The sequence below is a fragment of the Bacillus solitudinis genome, from assembly GCF_002797395.1.
GTDB lineage: Bacteria > Bacillota > Bacilli > Bacillales > Bacillaceae_D > Halalkalibacter_A > Halalkalibacter_A solitudinis.
In genome coordinates this window covers 3,728,512-3,748,651 of record NZ_KZ454943.1, presented here as the reverse complement: position 1 = coordinate 3,748,651, position 20,140 = coordinate 3,728,512, and the positions used below count along the sequence as shown (strand labels likewise).

Here is a 20,140-nt window from a genome sequence, read left to right as displayed (position 1 = left end):
TCTTCTGAATTTTTGAATTATTATTTCTCAGACCCCGCAGTAATACCGCTTACAATATACTTTTGTAATAAAATAAATACGATAATAATTGGAGCTGCTGCTATAGTGGAAACTGCCATCAAGCCGTCCCACTGCGTTCCGTATTGCCCAATAAATTTCGTCAATCCCATCGTTAACGGACGAACCGTCTCATCTGTGGCAAGTGTTAATGCAAAGATTAAATCTCCCCATGCAAACAAGAAACTAAAGGTACCAACCGTTAACACTGTCGGCTTAGTTAGCGGAAGAACCACTCTTATAAAAGCGGAAAATCGATTACACCCATCAATGACCGCCGCATCTTCCAATCCTTTTGGAATGGAAAGAAAGAATGGGCGCATGATTAAAATGGCAAAAGGTAATGCTAGTGTTGTGTTACCAATAATTAATGCTGGAAAACTATTGAGTAGATTGAACTTACTAAACATAATAAACAGTGGCATGGCCATCATAATCCCAGGTAGCATCTGCGTTACTAACAAAATGAGTAAAAAGACTCCACTTCCTTTTAGCTTAAACCGTGCCATTGCATAGGCTGCGGGCAATCCTAAAAGGAGAGTAAAAATGGACGTGCCAATTGCTATAATAAATGAGTTTTTTAAATACACAAGGATGCTTTGATCTTCCACTAGATTTTTAATATACGCTTGAAATTGAATCGTTTCTGGAATTATCATTGGCGGTGATGAAAAGACATCCTGAAGTGGCTTGATTGATGTCGTTACCATCCAATAAATCGGAAATAAGAAAATCGTTGTAATCAATATTGCTATTAGAAACATGCCGTATTGCTTAAATGTGTAACGCTTCACATTGCATCCTCCTTCCTCGTGATAAACAAGTAAACGAGGGAAACACAAGTCAAAATCACTAAAATAATAGTCGCAACCGCTCCACTCAGCCCAAATTTGAAATTAACAAAGGCAAGTTCATACCCGAAAAACGGTAAAACCTGTGTTGCATTAATAGGTCCTCCACCAGTCATAATCAAGATAATGTCAAAAACTTTGAACGTATAAATGATTCCCAAAACTAACACGACCAAAATTGCCGGTCTCATCAATGGAATAGTAATTTTGTAGAATGATTGCAACCTTGAGGCCCCGTCGATCCGAGCTGCCTCATAGACATCATGAGGCAGAGCCTGCAATGCTGATAATAATAAAATCATATTAAAAGGTATCCCAATCCAAATATTGGTGATGATAATCGCTAGTAACGCTGTGCTTTCTTGCCCCAGCCAATTAATAGGTTCACTCAATACACCAATTTGAACGAGTAAATAGTTAATAACACCGTAATCAACATCATACAACCATTTAAATAACGTTCCTGTAATGACAAGAGGTGTCATCCACGCTAGAAGCATAATCGACCGAAAGAAGTTCCGGAATGGAAACTGTTGATTGAAAAATAACGCAAGCAAAAATCCTATCGACAACTGAAACACAATGCAGGAAATCGTATAAATAGTCGTATTTTTTAATGCGACATGAAAACGTTCATCCTGAAAAATCTGTGCGTAATTTTGAAATCCAACAAATGGTTTCTCACCATTCAAGTTCATAATCGTCACATCCTGGAAACTGACAAAAATGTTATAAAAAATTGGATATAACATAAAAATTACTACAAATAGGAACGCTGGAATCATAAATAAATATTTAGGCATATTTTTTTTGATTAATGCCGTTTTGGAGAAAGAAATTGCTTTAGGCTTTTTTGATACGTTGATATCCATTTCTATCGTTTCCTCCTTTTTCAGAAAGGGAAAGTCCCTTTCTAACCTTATGGCAATAAAGGATCGATTTTTGCAGCAGCATCCTTCATAACTGTTTCGACATCCTGTCCGGTCACGGCCCTTTGTATGGCTTCTTGGACAATTGTTGAGATCTCAGGATAGTTCGTTCCATAAGCACGTGGCTTTGCAGATTCTATCTGCTGCACAAACACTTGTAATTGTGGATCTTTATTCCACTCATACGCTTCATCACTTGCTACATCATCACGATTTGGTAATCTCCCCCCCATTTCGTGCATCGGCCCAAGGACATCTGGTTGCTGCGTCCACTTTAAGAATTCCCACGCTTCTTCCTTATGTTCGGATGTCGCTGTAATCGCCCAGTTCTCACCTCCAAGAATTGAAGCAGCTTGTTGCCCTTCTGGCATAAGCGCAACATCCCAATTAATATCTTGTGACGTTTCTCTGAGTGTTGGTAATTGCCAAGGACCATTAACCATCATCGCAGCCTTACCTGTTTGGAATTGAACAAGAACGTCCTGTTGATCCCAATTAACAATATTTTCAGACATCGAACCTTCTTTAATCATTTCCTGAATAAGCGACATCGCAGAGATGGCTTCCTCACTTCCAAAAGAATCTAAATCAGCACCAGATTGCCATAAATAAGGCAAAAATTGAAAGGTACCTTCCTCACTTTTTACTGCCGAAATCGCTAACCCTCTCCGTTCACTATTGGTTAATTTTAGAGCTGTTTCTCGTAACTCCTCCCATGTTGTTGGAACATTGGTAATCCCTGCTTCTTCAAACATATCTTTGTTATAAAAAAGCGCTAAGGCATTACTGTTGTTTGGAATACCATAGTGCTTTCCATCTAACACCGTTGAAGCGACTGGTCCATCATAATAGAGGTCAATTTCTCCCCATTCTTGAATTTCATCGGTTATATCTGCAAATACCCCTGCCTCTGCAAATGCTTGATGATCAGGATTATCCATAATAACAATGTCTGGAAGTTCGTTACCAGCAATACCTTGAAGAAGCTTTGTTTTCAATTCCGCAAAAGGAAAGTACGTCCGTTCAAACTTTACATTCGGATGGTCTTCAGAATATTGCTCTAATAAGGCGATTTGTTCTTGTTCTGGTGCCGAATCTGGATTCAAATAATCCCAAACTTCTATTGTTACAACTTCCTCACTCGAATTGTTTGTTTCACTTGATTGGTTCCCTTCACTTGCTCCCTCGCTATTACAACCAGCTAATACAACCAACGACCATACAAACAAACCATAAAAGGTTTTTTCGAAAGGTTTCATTTTCATACCTCCTGAATTTTGTTGTTCATTTTTCCTTCTAACTCTAACGCCACTTCTTTTCCTTGTTTAATAGATTCCAAGGCCGCACCGACCACAGCAAAGCTTTTTATATTGTCTTCAATATCCGTAACTGGCTTTCGATTTTCTTTCAACGCTTGAACCATTTCATAAAGAGAGTATTCACGATCGGTATAGTTCGTTGATGGTAGTTCTAGTGCCATTCTGTTAGCCTCATTTTTAGTTATAAAAGGTATATCATCGACTAATTCAACAATACCTTTACTTCCAACTAATCGAACTTCTCCATTCCAAGAAGTTTCCTTTCCGCGTGTTACCCAGCTTCCAAAATAGTTAATCAATACCTCATCAAATTTAATCATCGCGCTCGCAACAGCATTACCACCAAACCAACTCCATGAGGGTTTCATGCTTGTAGAATAAATAGAGGTTGCATCTCTACCTAATAGGTATCTAAGCAAATCAAAGTGATGAATACTCATATCCTCAATTAATATTTCATGATATTCGTCACGCCATCCACCAAACTTTGTTGCTCTTCTAAAGTTCCATTCTCCGTATTCAACTTCGCCAATTTCACCTTCTTGAATGCATTGTTTCATTGCTTTAATTTCAGGCCGCCACCGGTAATTTTGACTAATCATAATAAATTTGTCATATTTTTTTGATTGCTGATAAAGTTCTTTTGCTTCTTCAAAGTTTTGTGCAATTGGTTTTTCCATGAAGACATGCAACCCTGCTTCAAGCGCATCCAAAGCCAATCGCTTATGCGTTTGTGGTGGTGTAATTATAATAGCGACCTCTGCATCTACTTTCTCAAACGCTTCATGATGATCTTGAAACAATGGGATCGTGTCATCGTCCAAAAACCTTCTTGCTTCTTGAAGGTTATTTTCTTGCACATCGATAACAGCTACTAACTCAACATCTTCAAAATCTCTTAATATCTCAAGCCACGATTGGCCAAATCCACCAACACCTATTTGAATTACTTTTATCATTCTAAACCACTCCTGTTTGGTCAATTATTATCTCCTTATCAAACAATTAAAGCGCTGTCATTTCTATTCATTAAAATGATTAACGTACATCATTTTAGTGAATAATAGTTGAAATATCTTTTAATAGCGAAATGATTAACGTACATCATTTTTCTGTAAAATTTACTTGTATGACAAAGTTTATATTTATACATTGCATCCCCCCTTTTAAATTACATACACGATAGAACTTTAATGTTGAAAATAGTATTTTACATTTCCCTTTGTAACAATTTCAAGCTTAACAATATCTTCAATGGTATCAATAGCTTCCTCGAGCATAAGGTGGTTAAAAACTTTTCGAACCGTCAAAGAACCTTGATAAATCGGGTCCTGGCAAATCGAAGCTGTAATAACTTCTTTTTGAAGTAATTCATAAATAGATTCATTCATGTCATGTCCAATTACACGAGGTCTTTGATTTATATCAATCCTTTCTATTACATGACTGACTTCTGCAAGGTTTCCACTAGCGACATAAATTCCGTCCACTTGAATCATCTCTTTTTGTATTGTTTTTAACGATTGTTCTAAATTATTACTATCAATTTTTAAAGGTTCAATCATCTCTACGTCTTTTCTTTGTCCCATGTATTCTTTAAATCCTAATACCTTTTGTTGCATTTGAAATGTATTCATTATATCTGTTATTACAGCAAATCTTTTCTTTAAATGGGTAAAACTATATAATAGTTCGCCCGCCAATCGTCCTGAATCTAGATAGTCAGCACCAACGTAAAATAATCTTTTGCTAGATGGAGAATCATTATTAATCGTATAAATGGGAAATCCCTTTTCAATGCCTTCATTAATTATTTGAACAAATGGAGACGCATCATTAGCAGAAAAAACTAAGCCATCATATTTCTTAGATTGAATGATTTCCTTAACAATTTCGAGTTGCATAGATGTATCATATTTAAATGTTCGGATGATTTCAATCTCAAATCCATAGTGTCGAAGATCGGCAACGGTCCTTTGAATCCCCACCTCAATTTCTTCCCAAAAGTACTCCGGATAAATAGGAAATACAAATGCGACTAGAATTTGTTTCTTTCGCGATAGAAAACTCGCAGCCTGGTTTGGTTTATAATCTAATTCTTTTGCCTTTTCTAAAACTCTTCGTAACGTTTTTGGGCTCACTCCATTTCTTTTATTTAATGCTCGGTCAACAGTAGCTGGAGAAATGCCTAATTGTTCTGCAATCATTTTTGCTGTAATTTTCATTGTGAGTCACCATATTCTTAGTCAGTTTATATTTTGATGATTTGGAGTTCCTAGTTACTTTATATCTTATTCATTTGTTTCTGTCAAACATAATTTTTAAATATTTAGTTAATTGAGTATCGTACATCATAGTGCATTCAACTATTTTCTAGATTTATCTTTTTTATAATTTTTTTTAGCTCAAAAAAAACGACCGTCCCCATTTTAGGGAGGGTAGTTTTTTGAGCTTTCGAACTTCCAAACATTTTTAGAATTGTACAAGCTTCATTAATCGGTCGGGATAATTTGTCGTTACTCGTAAATTCGGATGATACCCTGTTAACCTTTCAATGATATAATCTTCATCCACCGTCCAGACCCCCATCTTAATTCCCTCGCACACCATCGTATCAACAAGTTCTTCTGTCACAAATGCGTAGTGCATAGAGATATTTGCTGCTCGAGTATAATGAATTTGCTCTAACAATAAGGTGGTGCGTCCGAGATATATCAAGCCCGTCTCAACGGACTCATCTAATTCCTTCACTTTTCGGACACTTTCATGATCAAAAGAAGAAACAGTTACTTGCGAATACATATTGTACTTCCTTATTAAATCAACTACCGATTGTTCAAGATTAGGATAATACTCTGCCATTTGTTTTAATTCAATAACCAACCTACATGTAGTACTTTTAAATAATTCGAGTACTTCTTCTAGCGATGGAATCGTCTCGAGTTCATACATCTCATCAAACCAGCTACCAGCGTTCAACTGTCGTAATTCTTTAAAAGTATAATCAGAAACAAAGCCTGTGCCGTTGGTCGTTCGTTCAAGTGTGTGATCATGGATGACAACAGGGATCCCATCTTTAGTAAGATGCACATCTAATTCAACTTCTTGAATCATTGGTTCCTCTATCGCTAATTTAAACGCTGCATAAGTGTTTTCAGGTGCTTTTCCGGACCATCCTCGATGTGCGATAATAATCATTTTAGAACATCTCCTCTATCCATTTTATTTTACACCCGTATAGACAAACGCACGGATGATTTGACGTTGCGAAAAGAAAAAGACAATTAGAATAGGGAGAACTAGAATCATATTCCCGGCCATCAAGATATGCCACGCTACGCCACCCTCTACTTGAAGTAATTTGGTCACCCCAATGGGCAAAGTCCTTGACGCATCCGAGGTGGTCATGACAAGCGGCCAAAAGTAATCATTCCAATGTGTAATATAGCTAAAAAGAGCAAAGGTAATCAATACTGGTTTTGCAATAGGAATCATAATTTTTAAGATAATCTTCCATTCAGTCGCATCATCAAGACGTGCTGCTTCAAGTAACTCCTCAGGGACTTGCTTAAACGATTGCCGTAACAGGAAAATCCCGAATGCACTAGATGCAAAAGGAAGAATTAGCGCCCAAAGCGAATCAAGTAATCCCCATGAACTCATTTGCAAATACACGGGTAAGAATATCAATTGGGCGGGAATCATCAGGGTGATCATCGTGAGGCCAAAGAAAAATTTATCACCTTTAAATTTAAAACGGGCAAACGCATAGGCGGCAGGAATAATCGTACACATCTGCAAAACGAGAATACCAACAGATACGATTAAACTATTAATAAAGTATTTTAAAAAAGGTCCTGAGTTCCAAGCTTGTGAAAAGTTGCTCCAATTCAAATGATCAGGAATCCACTTCGGTGGGAAAATAATCGTTTCCCCTAAGGTTTTAAGTGAAGTTGATGCCATCCAAACAAAGGGCATGGCGAATATACACACAATGGCAATTAATCCTATGGCGTGAATGAACTTTAACGGAACTTTATGTAATTTCATCGATTTCCCCTTTCTTAACGATAATGAACTCGCCTTGCAAGCAACCGAAAGTAAACAATCGTTAATATACTAATAACAACAAGTAATACTACACCAGCAGCCGATGCATAACCGATTTTAAAGAATCGAAAGCCGTATTCATAGATGTAATAAACAAAGGTATTTGTAGAATTAATAGGACCACCTTGTGTCATTATTGAAATCGTATCAAATATTTGAAATGACCCGATCATACTGATAACAGCCAAAAAGAATAAAGTTGGTGACAACATAGGTAAAGTGATTTTATAAAGAATACGCAAAGGACTTGCTTCATCTAGCTCAGCTGCTTCATACATATCCTGAGGAATGCTTTGTAAACCAGCAATAAAGACTAACGTATTAAAACCAATTCCTTTCCAAACTGCAACAATAACTAACGAAAAGAGTGCTGTATCAGGATGAGTTAACCATTGTACCTTAGCAATTCCAATTAAACCTAATAACCAGTTTAATAGACCGTAGTCCGAGTCCATTAACCACATCCACAGCATCGAAATCGATACAAGGGAGATAATATGTGGGCTGAAAATAGCTCCTTGTACAAAACTATAAACAATTCCTTGTTTATTCAACCATAAAGCTAAAAACAAGGAAATTAGCAAAGTAAAAAATACAGTTAAAAATGTGTAGACTGCAGAGTTGCGAACAACCTCGATAAATTCCCTCTCACCAAATAACGTACTAAAATTATCAAAACCAACAAAATCTTTTGTCGGACTCACAAAATTCCAATCAAATGCACTTAAATACATCATGTAGAAAATCGGGTAAATAAAAAACAAGCTAAAAATAATCACAGCTGGTGCGATCATCGCGTAGGGCCTTAATTTTGTCCATTCCACGTTGGTTAGACCCCCTCTAGAACCAATGGCTTATGACCAATTGAAATATTTCTCATGCGAATGCCTTTATGGTTAAAGAAATAAAGGTCTTCAAAGGAAACAGAGAGATACACACGATCCGAAAATTCGACTTTAGACATAAAGCTTTTAACTCGGCAGGTACCTGCTCCCGTTTTTACTTGGTATATAATTTCCGCTCCGAGGGTTTCCCTAGTCAGAATTTCACCTGGGAGTACAAGATGATTATCTTGATGAACGGTTTGACTAAGAGTAACGTACTCTGGTCGGAAGCCAATAGAGCCTACTTGAAGATTTACATTCGGTAGAAAGGTACGCACTTTCTCGTAATCCAACACGTTCATAGCAGGCGTTCCAATAAATTCAGCCGTAAACGTATTATTAGGGTCCTGATAAATTGTCATAGGACTATCTACTTGTTGGATTTCTCCTTTATTAAGAAGGACAATTTCATCACCCATCGACATTGCCTCTACCTGATCATGAGTTACATAAACAAAAGTTGTACCTAGTCTCTTATGAAGCTCGATTAGTTCTGTTCTCATTTGATTACGTAATTTAGCATCGAGATTCGATAAAGGCTCATCAAGTATAAACACTTGTGGCTTTTTAACCATAGCTCGCGCCAAAGCGACACGTTGACGTTGGCCCCCTGAGAGATACTGAGGTTTTTTATTTAAGTATTCTGTGAGACCAACAATCTCTGAGATTTCGCTTATTAGTGTTTTTCTTTCTGACTTCGGAACCTTTTTATTGATTAATCCAAACTCAATATTCTCTCTCACTGTCATAGTTGGATATAATGCGTAATTTTGAAAGACCATGGCAATATTTCGTTTTCCCGGAGACACTTCATTCACGCAAGTATCACCTATCCAAATTTCCCCACTTGTTTGTTTCTCGAGACCTGCTATCATTCTTAACGTTGTTGATTTTCCACACCCTGATGGTCCAACTAATACAGTAAACGATCCATCTTTAATCGTTAAATCTAGACCCTTTACGACTTGCTCCTCGTTAAATGACTTCGTTACATTTTTCAAGATAATTTGAGCCATATCAACTTACACTCCTTTCAATTGTTCCTTTAGTTTTGAAAAGGTTATGTAGAACTACTTATTTCACTAACACTTTCTTTTAATAGATTCGCTAATTGTTCAACAGTTTCCACACATAAATCAGCCTCCATAAACCCGAGATGTTTATATTTAGTAATCAAGCAAGTTTTTCCACCTATTTGTTTAACAGGATATAAATCATTCCAAGGGTTATCTCCAACTGACAGTATCTGACTTGGTAAATAACCTTCCTCTAAAAGCTTAACGAGGTATTCCTGCGTTCCTATAGGCTTTCTTGCTTCGAAAACAAAATCCTCAAAAAGATCGCCAATTCCTAAATAATCAACAAATTCACGACCTGATATCTCAGGCGTGTTTGTCATTAAGACTCTTCTTTCCACAGGCATTCGCTTAATGGCTTCGACTAAAGGTTGAAACATTGTTATTGCGTATGGTGAGAGCAACATCTCTTTACGTACTTTATAAAAGGCGTCGATGCATTTCTTTTTCTCAATTTGGAATTTTTCAATATAGAAACCAGCTATACACCATGGATCACCGATATAAAAAATTTGGTCATTTTTTATATCAATCGATGTTTGTTCATAGAAAGTTTCTTGCTTATTATCTGCCCATGAACATATGTTTGACATTCTATCGTTGTCATATTTAAAGGTAATTTGCTTTTCTTTATCAACAAAATGACCAAACTGAATGGTATGTGTTCCGTCTAAAATCAAATACGCTTCTTCAATAATTGTTTGTAGTTTTAGATGTGATAACGTGTCCTCAAATAAGTAAGTAAGATATCGTTCTAAAAAGGAATAATCTTGATAAAGTGTTCCATCCATATCAAATATAGCAATTTTAATATCTTGAAATATATTCATCTGTTACCTCCTAAATAATTTCGAGAGAAAGCCAATCACATGATAGCTTTCTCTCCGTACGTCAATTTATAGAATTAGTTTAGTAACTTATTTGCTTTATCCGCAGCAAGATCCAGTGCCTCCTGTGGATTGACTCCAGTAATAATTGAACGTGTAATTTCATCTGTGAGAACTTTGGAAATTTCCGGATATTCATCTTTCATAGGACGCGGTCTTGCATACTCTAATTGTTCAACGGCCACTTCGTACTGTGGGAACTCTTGATAGAGATTTTGCATCTCATCACTGTTCACAGCTGTTGTACGACTTGGAAGATATCCTGTGTATTCACTGGCATAGACTGTTTGTTCCGTAGCTGTCATCCATTTAATAAATTCCCATGCTGCTTCTTGAGTTGCTTCGTCTAATCCTGCAGTCATAACTAGGTTACAACCACCTGTAGGAACTCCAAAGGTTTTATTAGCAGGCATAAAAGTAGTATTCAATTCGAAGCCTTGTTCTTCAGACATTGTTAACCAATAAGAGAGATCTGCTGTTGAACTGAAAGCCATTCCGGAACGTCCATTTGCAAAATCTTGTTTTGCCGTCGCACCAGCTTCATCGCCTGTTGGAATTTTAATAATTCCTTCATCTGCCATCTTTTTCCAAAATTCTACTGGAGCAACACCAGCTTCATTATTAAACGCTACAGAATTACCATCTTCTGCAAGCATTTGGCCTCCACTTTGGGCAACAAACGCTTCATAAAACCAAATATTAATCGGTAAAGTCATCCCAACTCGCTCATCTTTAATTGTTAACGCTCGCGCATACTCCTCGAACTCTTCCCATGATTTCGGACCGGCCGGATCAAGACCTGCTTCCTCTAGAATGGTTGTATTCAAATATAGAATTGGTGTACTACGTAAGTAAGGCAGAGCATATAATTGGTCATTAACATAAGAATTCCCCATTAGGCCAGGGATAAAGTCGTCAATATTAATATCATCCTTCTCAACAAACGGTGTTAATTCTTCCGTCATACCTGAATTGGCAAAGATAGCAACAGATGCTATTTCATTTTGAGTGACTTCAGGTGCATTGCCAGCAGCAAAAGCAGCTTGTGTCTTTGCATGCAAATCATCATAAGATCCTTGATATTCTGCAGTTACGTGAATTTTATCTTGAGATTCATTGAACATCTTGACTAAATTTTCGTTATTTTCTCCAATTTTATCTCCCCATGCATACCAATAAGTAATTTCGATCTTTTCATTATTTTCACTCGGTTCTGCTGATGCAGTATCCATACTCTCCGTTTGACTTGAACCACCCGTTGTCTCATTCGATGAATTACACCCAACTAAAGTAAACATTGTCATGACTACAAAAATCATAAATAATAATCCTTTTTTCATTTTCATTCTCCTCATTTTCTAATTAGTATTTATCACGGTCATACTCATATTCGCTTACAAAATTAAACAATCACCCCTCCTTAATCAAAATAAAGAGACCTCAATGAATAGCATGAAAAAAATTCATTTCTATTCGGCGAGGTCTCTCTTCATTCACACCAAAATGTTCTATTTACTTTTCACTTTTATCATAATCTATAATTGTTAAGACTATATTAATCTAACATAAATCTATTATTAACCTTCTATCTATGTATTAATCCAGCTTGAAGTTCAGATTTCCAAACTTCTAGATTTGAAGTTGATACTGCTACCGCGCCATGTTTTAACGCTTCGATTGCATGTTGTTCTTTCGTTAATAATCCACCGGTGATAATTGGGATCTCCTTAATAAACTTTTTTAATTCGGTGATAATTTCTGGAATTCGGGCCGGCATTATTTCAATAATATCAGGCTTGTTTTTCTCTAGTAACATTGGAAGGTTCTCGATAATTTCTGTATCAATCATAAAAATCCGTTGTACCGTCAATAATTTTCGTTTTCTTGCAGAGACTATTAAACTAGGTTTTGTCGTTACGATACCTGTAGGTTTGACGTAATTGGCAATAAAATCTAGACCATCACTATCGTTACTTAAACCTTTTATTTTCTCTATATGGACAAAGGTTGGCAAACCTTCATTTTTTAACAAATCAACATACTCTTTAATCACATTTACATTACCTGTTAGAAGAAAAACACCACCAATTCTATCTTTAAACTTTATCACCGTTTCAATTTGTTTAGGTGTTTTAATAGCAGCAATTTTCTTATGTGTGTCCAAGCTACTAAGGAATTCTTTTAGTTCTTGTCCCATTTTATTTCGTCTCCTTTAAGAAAAAATAGGTCAGCATTATGGCGCTGACCCTTCTCTTTTTCTGAAGCTAAAGAACCTCAACTACCGGTTTTAAAGACACGCAACATTCACGGTCTATATCCTCACCTCTAATATCTGTTTGATGTCTATAGTGGGAAATATTGTTATAAATCATTGGGGCATTTTTCATCACTTCTTCATCTAAAATATCGATAGCAGAAACACTAATTTCTTCGTTACTAATTTCGATTACTCGCAGTGCATGTTGGTCTAGACAAGCCGACATCTGAACGAATGTCCAATTTTTTTGCTTTTCTATAGAGTCAATATGTGTGTGTCCATTGAAGTACATTCCAATACCTTTCTTAGTCTCAAGAATCTTCCACATATCAATATCTGGATGAATGGAACCTTTTTCTCTATCAGACCTTTTTGTCGTATTATAAACAGGATGGTGCGCAAAGACGAGTAATGGTTTAGTTCCAGAATCCCTTACGACTTCCTCAAACCATAAGAGCTGTTCCTCGTCAATCCACCCACCCCAATCTTCATAATCCATCTCTTTAGCTGTATCCAAAAAGGCAAAGACTGCTTCTTCTGTCGTAATAGAGTGGTATCGACATTGACCTGTTTGTTTAAGAACCTCTTGCCTAGGTTGAGCATATAAATCATGGTTTCCTAAAACGTGAATAAAATTGCGCTCTTTCTTACGTAATAATGTATAAATTCCTTCAAGCTCAAGTGAAAGACCGTAGTTTGTTAAATCTCCTAGCGACACATGGGCATCAGCATCAATCTCTAAAAATCGTTCAATAAATTTTCCGTAGAAGGTAGCACGAGCTTCAAATAGTCCTTGAACATTTTCATCAATTGCTGAGTAATGTAAATCTCCCATTACAACTAGTTTCATAGTCATTCCCCTCTCCTACTTTCTTTTTTGATAACAATTCAATTATAGTAATGGGATATTAACCTCGTATTTTCTTAACATCAAAGTTTTGTTAATGTTTAGTAAATTTAATACCTTTCTAAAAGAAATTTTCAAGCTAGGTATCCACCTATACAGAAAAATAGTAAGCAAATTTATGTTTTATATTAGGACACCATAGTTATGCAGCTTATAGACGGCTAAAAAAGCACAACCAATGGGCTGTACTTTCTGCCTAACGACGTACTACTCTTCCAGGAAAAAGCCCCAAAGGCCAATATTTTCTCCACAATTTAAATTTAATAGTTCGTTAACCCTTTACTGCACCCGCGGTCAATCCTTTTATAAAGCTCTTTGAACCAATAATAAATAAGAGTATTAATGGTACAATGGCAATAAGAAGACCCATCATTCTAGCCCCATAGTCGGTTCGGTAATAATTCCCTAGAGATTGGATACTAAGTGGAATGGTAAAAAATGATTCTTTGTTAATCATTACAAGCGGGAGTAAATAGTTGTTCCATGACCAAAGAAAAATAACTAAAGATAACGTAGCAATCCCTGGCTTTACAATAGGAATAATAATTTGTAGAAATATCCTAAATTCATTACAACCATCAATACGTGCACTTTCAATAATTTCATTGGGAACAGAGGTTTTCATGAATTGGACCATCCAAAATACACCAAATGGATTCGTTAACCAAACCAAAATTAACGGTATTAATGTATCATTAAGATTTAAGAATCTCATCTCCATGATATAGCCGATTAAACCAATTTGAGTCGGAACCATCATCGTCCCAATAACTAAGAAATAGATAATTTTCTTATATTTGAAATCATATTTAGAGAGAGCGTAACCTGTCATTGTGCAAATAAACACACAAACTATTGTTGAAATGACCGAAACGATAATACTGTTCCAAAAACTATGAAAGAAACTACTTTCAAGAACTGTTTTAAGATTTTCAAAAAAGTAAGTTCCTGGAATAAACATTTTCCCCTTAAAAATATCCTCAGACACATTAGTTGTCATTATAATCAAAACATAAAATGGTAGAAGACTTATCAATGAAACAAAGGCTAACAACAAACCTAAAAGAATTTTTTTCATGATTAAATCCTCTCCTTACTCATAAATTTATAACTCACGATAGAAAACACAATAATAATTAAAAATAAAGAGAAAGAAACTGCTGCCCCGTAACCAAATCTAGACGTGGTAAACGTCACGTCATAAAAATGCCAAATAACTGTTAATACAGAGCGTTCAGGACCTCCAACTGCTGAAGTTCCCCCAGAACCTGAAAAAAGAAGCTTAGGTTCATCAAACATTTGTAATCCCCCAATAATATCTGTTAATACTAGAAAAAGAGTAATTGGAGCTAATAATGGAACTGTGATCTTAAAAAACGTATTTACTGGTGATGAACCATCTACCTTTGCCGCATCATAAAGCTCTTGAGGAATCGTACTTAACCCCGTTAAATAAATTGCCATATGATAACCTGTATACTTCCAAACAATCATTAAAGCAACGACAATTCTTGCATATAACGGCTCACCAAGCCAGTTAATACCTTGGTCAACCACTCCTAAATTTAGCAAAATTGTATTTACTGTACCAGATGACCAATCAAACAAAAAGGCAAAGATTAACCCTATTGCAACAGGGGTTGTAATATAAGGGATGAAATTCACTGTCTGAAAGAAAGATTTCCCCTTACTTATATTAAAAAGAAATACAGCTAATAAAAGCCCGAAAATGATAACAAATGGTGTTGACATCATCATTATTAAGAGTGTGTTCCATACCGATTTCCAAAAGTAAGGATCTTGTGTAAACACGCGAATGTAGTTATCAAATCCAACATAGAGTTTTTCGCTAAAACCATCCCATCTTGTAAAACTAATGACAAACGAATAGAAAATAGGAAAAATATTAAAGGCTAAATAGCAAATAATAAATGGTGATAAAAAGATATAAGGCCATACTTTCATACTAATTCTGAATGTATTCGTTTTAGGTGGTTTTGATTTTTTTATGTTTGGTAACGATGGGTGAACCGTTTCATGCTTCATCAATGATCAGACCTCCATTCTTTAAATGAAGAGGATCTAGAACTGAAAGCGTCTAGATCCTCTTAGATATTACTTAACTTCTACATCCGGGAGTTTACCTTCCACTTCACTAATAAGTCTAACAAGCGCTTCGTCAGCATCAACATTCCTATCTGAATTGATGAGATTTAATATAAGTATTGTTGAATCTTTTACAGCTGCATCATGTCCTGAAATAACTGGTAAATCAAGTTCAGGGACGACTTCTTCCATCCAAAAACGCCCTACATCCTGACCATCAAAAAACGGGTCAACAGATGAAGCAAATTCTGGGTCTTCATAAACTGATTTAATAGGAACAAAGAAGTTCACTAACTTGCTAGCTTCAGCACCTTCTTCTGTCAATAAGAGCCACTCAATAAACGTCCACGCAAGTTCTTTATTTTCACTCGTTTTTGAAATACCTAAAACTGTACCACCCCAGTTATATGACTTATCAGGTGCTTTCATTAACCCCCATCTTCCTTCTCCTTCACTATCATTTGGTTTTATAACATATTGAGGAGCCCAGTTAGCTGAAGGATAAAATATGTGATTTCCATTCGCAAAGCTAGCATTCCATTGCGGAGACCATTGCTCTAATTTATCGACAATTCCTGCATCTCTGATTTTAACTAGCGTTTCAAGAGCCCCACCCATTTTCCTGGTAACATCTACTACTTCTCCATTCATTAAGGGTACCTGGCTTTGACCTGATACCATCTCATTGAGTTCACCAAGACTAGCAAACATATACACTTGACCATCACTTTTTTCTCGTACTTCTTTTCCCTTTTCAATCATTGCATCAATGGTTGGAAACATTTTTTCAAGTTCTTCCCTATCATCTGTACCGAAATACTCTAACGCTAAGTCTTTTCGATAAGCTAACCCAGCTGGACTTACAGACTGTTCAATTCCAACGATATCTCCTTGTGGATTACTTGTTAACGCAGGTAAGTAATCAAACATCTCACTTCTGTCAACATTATATGGGGCCTCCTCTAGGTTTTCCCAAATATCAAATTCGAACATTTTTCCACGAAAATTTAGCTCTCCCCATAAAACATCTGGAAGTTCTCCTCCGGAGGCTAAAGTTGTTTGGATTTTTTGGAGATAGTCATTTGCATCAACCGTCGTCAATTCAATTTCAATTTCTGGATAGACCTTATTAAACTCTTTTCTAACGACATCAATGTAGTTTGTATCCCACCCCCACATTGTAATCGTACCTTTCTCTGCTTCCTCAGTTTCCCCCACATCATTTCCTGTATTCGACTCATCAGTAATTACTTCTTCATTACGATTGTTACAAGCGACTAAGAACATGACCAAACTTAAGACTGCAATAAGAATACCTAACTTATAATTCCGTAGATTAACCATACGAATGTTCCTCCCTTTGTTACGATTTTTAGTACATCTTAAATTTAGCACCGTGAATACGCTTTCAAAACAGGAGTATCTGGTTATATTGTATAAAATCCGGTTTCTTTTATTGGCAACCTGATTATAATATTCATACCACCTTCTACCGAGTTTTCAATTTCTATGGATGCTTCTTTATCATACAATCGTAAAATTCGATCCCTTACATTTGTTAAACCTATCGGTCTTAAATGTGCTCCAGATTCAGATATCGGCAATCCTTTATTGAATTTTCTCTTTATCTCTTCATTAATACCAACCCCATTGTCTTTCACCTTGATAACAAGTTGCTCTCTTTCTATATTACTAATTATTCTTATAGTACCAACTTCCATATTTGGAACAATGCCATGGAAGAGTGCATTTTCAACTAAAGGTTGGAGAATCGTACGTGGGATATATATTTCTTTAGAGGTCGGTTCAATGTCCCATAAAACTTCAAATCGATTGGGGTAACGAAATTCTTGAATGACGATATAATGTTCAACTATCTCCATTTCTTCTTTTAAAGTGACAAAGTAACCTTTCGTTCCTTCCTTGATGGCATCTTGTAATAGTCCAATAAATGACTCCATCATTTTAACAATATCTTGATTTCCTTGTTTTTGGGCCATATAAATAACCGTATTTAACGTGTTATAAATAAAATGTGGATTAATTTGAGAACGAAGTAAATCCATTTGCAGTTTTTGTTTGATTTGTTCATCTTTAATAGACTGGGAAATGTAAGTGCGTAATTCATCTACCATCTGGTTGAATCCATTACCTAACGTTTCAATTTCATCCTTACTTGAAATGGTTACCTTTGTATTTAGGTCCCCCATTGAAACTCTTTTCATAGCCTGTGTAAGTTTTATGATAGGTTTTGTAATATTTAATAAAATTGGCGTTAATATGACTAGAATTAAAAAAATACTTACAACTGTAGTGGCTAAAATAAAGGAAAAAATAAAATCAATTTGTTCGAGCACCGTTCTTTTTGATTTAATCGTGACCAACTTCCAACCATCATTCATAGATTGGTTTACATTAATAATTTGTGTGGTATTTTCTTCTTGGTAGCTTAATTCTTGATTTACACGAGAAAGTACGATTTCTACATCACGTGTTAATCGCTGATTAGATGTATACAAGGAGGAATTCTTACTATCTATTAACGAAATTGTTTCATATTCTGTTTTTCCATTGTTAATCATTTTAATGAAATGTGTTAAATCAATATTTACGATAAGATAGTGAAGTTTACTTTCAGGATTTAGTATTGAATTAAATGGAACAATATAACTTATCGCCCCAATCGATTTTTGATGACTTTGCAGGGGATGAATCGTTGAAAAACCTGAATAAACATCTCTCTGTATGAATTCCTTATACCAACTTTCATTTAGAGTGGTTTTATAATATTCATTAGTTCGATTATCTGATGAAATGACCGTTTTATCTTTACTCACTAAAACAACGCTATCAATATAATCTTTTAATAATAGGTAGCTTTTTAGTTTTTTAGATAACCAATCTTTATTTATCAGATTTTGATAATAATCGTTTGAGGAGTATATCTTATTAATACGTGATTGGATTTCATCATCTACTAGAATATATTGAGTAAATTGTTGAATATCATCTTGTATATATCTAATTTGTTCAGCCGTTTGATTTAGCTTTGTTGATTCATCCTTCATAACTTGGTCAATTAAAATATCACTAAAAAAAGAGTACGTATACGCCCCACTAAATAATAGGGCAACCGTAATAATCAACACTACGCTTAAAGTCATTTTTGTTTTTATTTTCATTGTCATCGTTTTCCTACATTGTCTTTAAATTCGTAGGGGGTCATTCCTGTCATTTTCTTAAACACCTTACTAAAATATTGACTCGTTTTATAACCGACTGCTTCAGATATCTCATACACTTTAAGAGAATCTACTAGCAAAAGTTCCTTAGCTTTTTCTACTCGATACCACGTCACATACTCTAAAATTGTTTTCCCTGTTTCTTTCTTAAAAATATGGCGTACATAATCTCCACTAAGTGAAAGGGCTTCACCAATTGTTTCGACACTTAGTTCATTCTGATAATGTTCGTAAATATACTTAATGGTTAACTCAACTTTTTTTGAGTACTTTGATGACAAATTTGAAGTGTTTATAATCATATTATGCTCTTTAAGAAACCATTGTTTAATCGTTTTTAGGTCGTACCATTCGTCTATATTAAGCTTTTGTCGTGAGTGTAATTCGAAATATGAAGACATTCCTTGTTCTTTTCTTAATTGTTCTAACTGATGAACCAATTGCTGGCAAACAGCTTTTAAAAGAGTTGGATGGAACTGTCCGGATGTCATCCAATCAAACGCAAAATCAATTTTGTCTTTAAATCCGAGATCTGATTGCATACTCATTTTCTGAACAAGCTTATTCCAACACGTGTTATTAATAGACGGTTTACAAATATCTTGTATACGCAGGATATTCCCTCTTCCATAGACTAGAAGAAACGAAGACTTACTTTCAGTTTGTTTGAATATGTTTGGTAATTCTCTTATTTTTTTGAATAGAGGTGAAAGAAGGATGGTTGCTGTAATCCCTTCTTCTATTATTACCTTTTGAATAATGGAAGCTGGCTGATAGAGCGAAACTCGAAGTTGCTCGTCGCTTAGTTTACTAGGTGATTCGAAAAGAACGAGTAGAGATTCTTTTGATATTAAAATAGAATCGACAATATTTACATTCGCAGTTGCCAAGTTATCAGTATAATTTTTGACAATTTTCTGTAGATTAATAGACCTGAGATCCCCTTCATTTATCTCAATCACTGGAAAGCATGAATCTATTTTCACATACATTAATGCATATCCTGCCACATCGCCAAGCACCTCTTCTAATTGCTCGATAGCTTCTTGGCTATTCGGACTCTCCGCCACTACTTGTCTAAGATTATGACTGATGACATTAGCTTCCTTCTCTCTTTCGAAAAGTAAATCCTCTCTTAACCTTTTTAATTCCTTACTTAACTGGGTACCATTCATTTCATGTTTTAACAAGTAGTTCGTTATTCCAAGTTTCATTGCCTCCTTGGCATAATCAAAGTCTCGATGAGATGTGAGGAGAACAATTTTGACATTCTTCCTTTTTTCTAAAATATATTTACTCGTTGTTAAACCATCCATTGCAGGCATTCGAATATCCATAAAAATAACATCTGGTCGTGTCTTTTCAGCTAATACGATAGCTTGCTTAGCAGTAACCGCTTCAGCAACAAGATCAAAGCCGTATGTTTTCCAGTCCAAAAGGCTTTTTATATGCTCTATTGCAAGAATTTCATCATCCACTATCATTACTTTAAAAGATTTCACAGCTTCCCCGCCT

Annotated in this window: 18 protein-coding genes; all 18 read right to left on the bottom strand. The window is 35.6% G+C overall.

What is annotated here, in order from left to right; all coding sequences use genetic code 11:
- Positions 1-20: 20 nt before the first annotated feature.
- Entirely contained in the window at positions 21-851 is an 831-nt protein-coding gene (locus CEF19_RS18390; protein WP_100407414.1) for a carbohydrate ABC transporter permease, read from the bottom strand.
- A complete protein-coding gene (locus CEF19_RS18385; RefSeq protein WP_227522026.1) occupies positions 848-1,780 on the bottom strand; it encodes a carbohydrate ABC transporter permease in 933 nt (310 codons plus the stop codon). Before CEF19_RS18385 ends, CEF19_RS18390 begins: the two co-directional genes overlap by 4 nt.
- Before the next feature lie 47 nt (positions 1,781-1,827).
- Positions 1,828-3,096 carry an ABC transporter substrate-binding protein gene (locus CEF19_RS18380; protein ID WP_157801004.1) on the bottom strand — a complete coding sequence of 423 codons (1,269 nt, stop codon included), beginning with the start codon at positions 3,094-3,096 and terminating at the stop codon, positions 1,828-1,830.
- A 2-nt stretch (positions 3,097-3,098) separates the two neighbouring features.
- The gene (locus CEF19_RS18375; RefSeq protein WP_100407412.1) at positions 3,099-4,115 is read right to left on the bottom strand and encodes a Gfo/Idh/MocA family protein; all 1,017 of its coding nucleotides are present in this window, start codon (positions 4,113-4,115) and stop codon (positions 3,099-3,101) included.
- 231 nt (positions 4,116-4,346) lie between these two features.
- Positions 4,347-5,381, bottom strand: a complete 1,035-nt coding sequence (locus tag CEF19_RS18370; protein WP_100407411.1) for a LacI family DNA-binding transcriptional regulator — start codon at positions 5,379-5,381, stop codon at positions 4,347-4,349.
- Positions 5,382-5,628: 247 nt separating this feature from the next.
- Positions 5,629-6,354 (bottom strand): glycerophosphodiester phosphodiesterase, encoded by a 726-nt coding sequence (locus CEF19_RS18365; RefSeq protein ID WP_100407410.1) that lies wholly within the window; start codon positions 6,352-6,354, stop codon positions 5,629-5,631.
- 24 nt (positions 6,355-6,378) lie between these two features.
- Positions 6,379-7,206, bottom strand: coding sequence for a carbohydrate ABC transporter permease (locus CEF19_RS18360; RefSeq protein ID WP_100407409.1), 828 nt, complete (start codon positions 7,204-7,206; stop codon positions 6,379-6,381).
- A gap of 14 nt (positions 7,207-7,220) precedes the next feature.
- Entirely contained in the window at positions 7,221-8,090 is an 870-nt protein-coding gene (locus CEF19_RS18355) for a carbohydrate ABC transporter permease (protein WP_227522025.1), read from the bottom strand.
- A 5-nt stretch (positions 8,091-8,095) separates the two neighbouring features.
- Positions 8,096-9,166 carry an ABC transporter ATP-binding protein gene (locus CEF19_RS18350; RefSeq protein ID WP_100407408.1) on the bottom strand — a complete coding sequence of 357 codons (1,071 nt, stop codon included), beginning with the start codon at positions 9,164-9,166 and terminating at the stop codon, positions 8,096-8,098.
- 44 nt (positions 9,167-9,210) lie between these two features.
- Positions 9,211-10,056: an HAD family hydrolase gene (locus CEF19_RS18345; protein WP_100407407.1), complete on the bottom strand. Its 846-nt coding sequence runs from the start codon at positions 10,054-10,056 to the stop codon at positions 9,211-9,213.
- A gap of 74 nt (positions 10,057-10,130) precedes the next feature.
- The gene (locus CEF19_RS18340) at positions 10,131-11,453 is read right to left on the bottom strand and encodes an ABC transporter substrate-binding protein (RefSeq protein WP_227522024.1); all 1,323 of its coding nucleotides are present in this window, start codon (positions 11,451-11,453) and stop codon (positions 10,131-10,133) included.
- Positions 11,454-11,698: 245 nt separating this feature from the next.
- Complete coding sequence (locus CEF19_RS18335) at positions 11,699-12,310, bottom strand: glycerol-3-phosphate responsive antiterminator (protein WP_100407405.1); 612 nt, start codon at positions 12,308-12,310, stop codon at positions 11,699-11,701.
- Between the two features lie 67 nt (positions 12,311-12,377).
- Positions 12,378-13,226, bottom strand: a complete 849-nt coding sequence (locus tag CEF19_RS18330; protein ID WP_227522023.1) for a metallophosphoesterase family protein — start codon at positions 13,224-13,226, stop codon at positions 12,378-12,380.
- Between the two features lie 322 nt (positions 13,227-13,548).
- Positions 13,549-14,355, bottom strand: coding sequence for a carbohydrate ABC transporter permease (locus CEF19_RS18325; protein WP_100407403.1), 807 nt, complete (start codon positions 14,353-14,355; stop codon positions 13,549-13,551).
- Between the two features lie 2 nt (positions 14,356-14,357).
- Positions 14,358-15,323 carry a carbohydrate ABC transporter permease gene (locus tag CEF19_RS18320; protein WP_227522110.1) on the bottom strand — a complete coding sequence of 322 codons (966 nt, stop codon included), beginning with the start codon at positions 15,321-15,323 and terminating at the stop codon, positions 14,358-14,360.
- Positions 15,324-15,392: 69 nt separating this feature from the next.
- Positions 15,393-16,727, bottom strand: a complete 1,335-nt coding sequence (locus CEF19_RS18315) for an ABC transporter substrate-binding protein (protein ID WP_100407402.1) — start codon at positions 16,725-16,727, stop codon at positions 15,393-15,395.
- Between the two features lie 83 nt (positions 16,728-16,810).
- Entirely contained in the window at positions 16,811-18,565 is a 1,755-nt protein-coding gene (locus CEF19_RS18310; RefSeq protein WP_198510318.1) for a sensor histidine kinase, read from the bottom strand.
- Positions 18,566-18,567: 2 nt separating this feature from the next.
- Complete coding sequence (locus tag CEF19_RS18305; RefSeq protein ID WP_100407400.1) at positions 18,568-20,127, bottom strand: response regulator transcription factor; 1,560 nt, start codon at positions 20,125-20,127, stop codon at positions 18,568-18,570.
- Between the last annotated feature and the right edge of the window lie 13 nt (positions 20,128-20,140).

What these genes read in the sequence shown, in the direction of transcription:
- CEF19_RS18385 (WP_227522026.1), bottom strand. Translation starts at nt 1,780, where the DNA reads ATGGATATCAACGTATCAAAAAAGCCTAAAGCAATTTCTTTCTCCAAA.
- CEF19_RS18380 (WP_157801004.1), bottom strand. Translation starts at nt 3,096, where the DNA reads ATGAAACCTTTCGAAAAAACCTTTTATGGTTTGTTTGTATGGTCGTTG.
- CEF19_RS18375 (WP_100407412.1), bottom strand. Translation starts at nt 4,115, where the DNA reads ATGATAAAAGTAATTCAAATAGGTGTTGGTGGATTTGGCCAATCGTGG.
- CEF19_RS18370 (WP_100407411.1), bottom strand. Translation starts at nt 5,381, where the DNA reads ATGAAAATTACAGCAAAAATGATTGCAGAACAATTAGGCATTTCTCCA.
- CEF19_RS18365 (WP_100407410.1), bottom strand. Translation starts at nt 6,354, where the DNA reads ATGATTATTATCGCACATCGAGGATGGTCCGGAAAAGCACCTGAAAAC.
- CEF19_RS18360 (WP_100407409.1), bottom strand. Translation starts at nt 7,206, where the DNA reads ATGAAATTACATAAAGTTCCGTTAAAGTTCATTCACGCCATAGGATTA.
- CEF19_RS18350 (WP_100407408.1), bottom strand. Translation starts at nt 9,166, where the DNA reads ATGGCTCAAATTATCTTGAAAAATGTAACGAAGTCATTTAACGAGGAG.
- CEF19_RS18345 (WP_100407407.1), bottom strand. Translation starts at nt 10,056, where the DNA reads ATGAATATATTTCAAGATATTAAAATTGCTATATTTGATATGGATGGA.
- CEF19_RS18340 (WP_227522024.1), bottom strand. Translation starts at nt 11,453, where the DNA reads ATGAAAAAAGGATTATTATTTATGATTTTTGTAGTCATGACAATGTTT.
- CEF19_RS18335 (WP_100407405.1), bottom strand. Translation starts at nt 12,310, where the DNA reads ATGGGACAAGAACTAAAAGAATTCCTTAGTAGCTTGGACACACATAAG.
- CEF19_RS18330 (WP_227522023.1), bottom strand. Translation starts at nt 13,226, where the DNA reads ATGACTATGAAACTAGTTGTAATGGGAGATTTACATTACTCAGCAATT.
- CEF19_RS18325 (WP_100407403.1), bottom strand. Translation starts at nt 14,355, where the DNA reads ATGAAAAAAATTCTTTTAGGTTTGTTGTTAGCCTTTGTTTCATTGATA.
- CEF19_RS18320 (WP_227522110.1), bottom strand. Translation starts at nt 15,323, where the DNA reads ATGAAGCATGAAACGGTTCACCCATCGTTACCAAACATAAAAAAATCA.
- CEF19_RS18315 (WP_100407402.1), bottom strand. Translation starts at nt 16,727, where the DNA reads ATGGTTAATCTACGGAATTATAAGTTAGGTATTCTTATTGCAGTCTTA.
- CEF19_RS18310 (WP_198510318.1), bottom strand. Translation starts at nt 18,565, where the DNA reads ATGAAAATAAAAACAAAAATGACTTTAAGCGTAGTGTTGATTATTACG.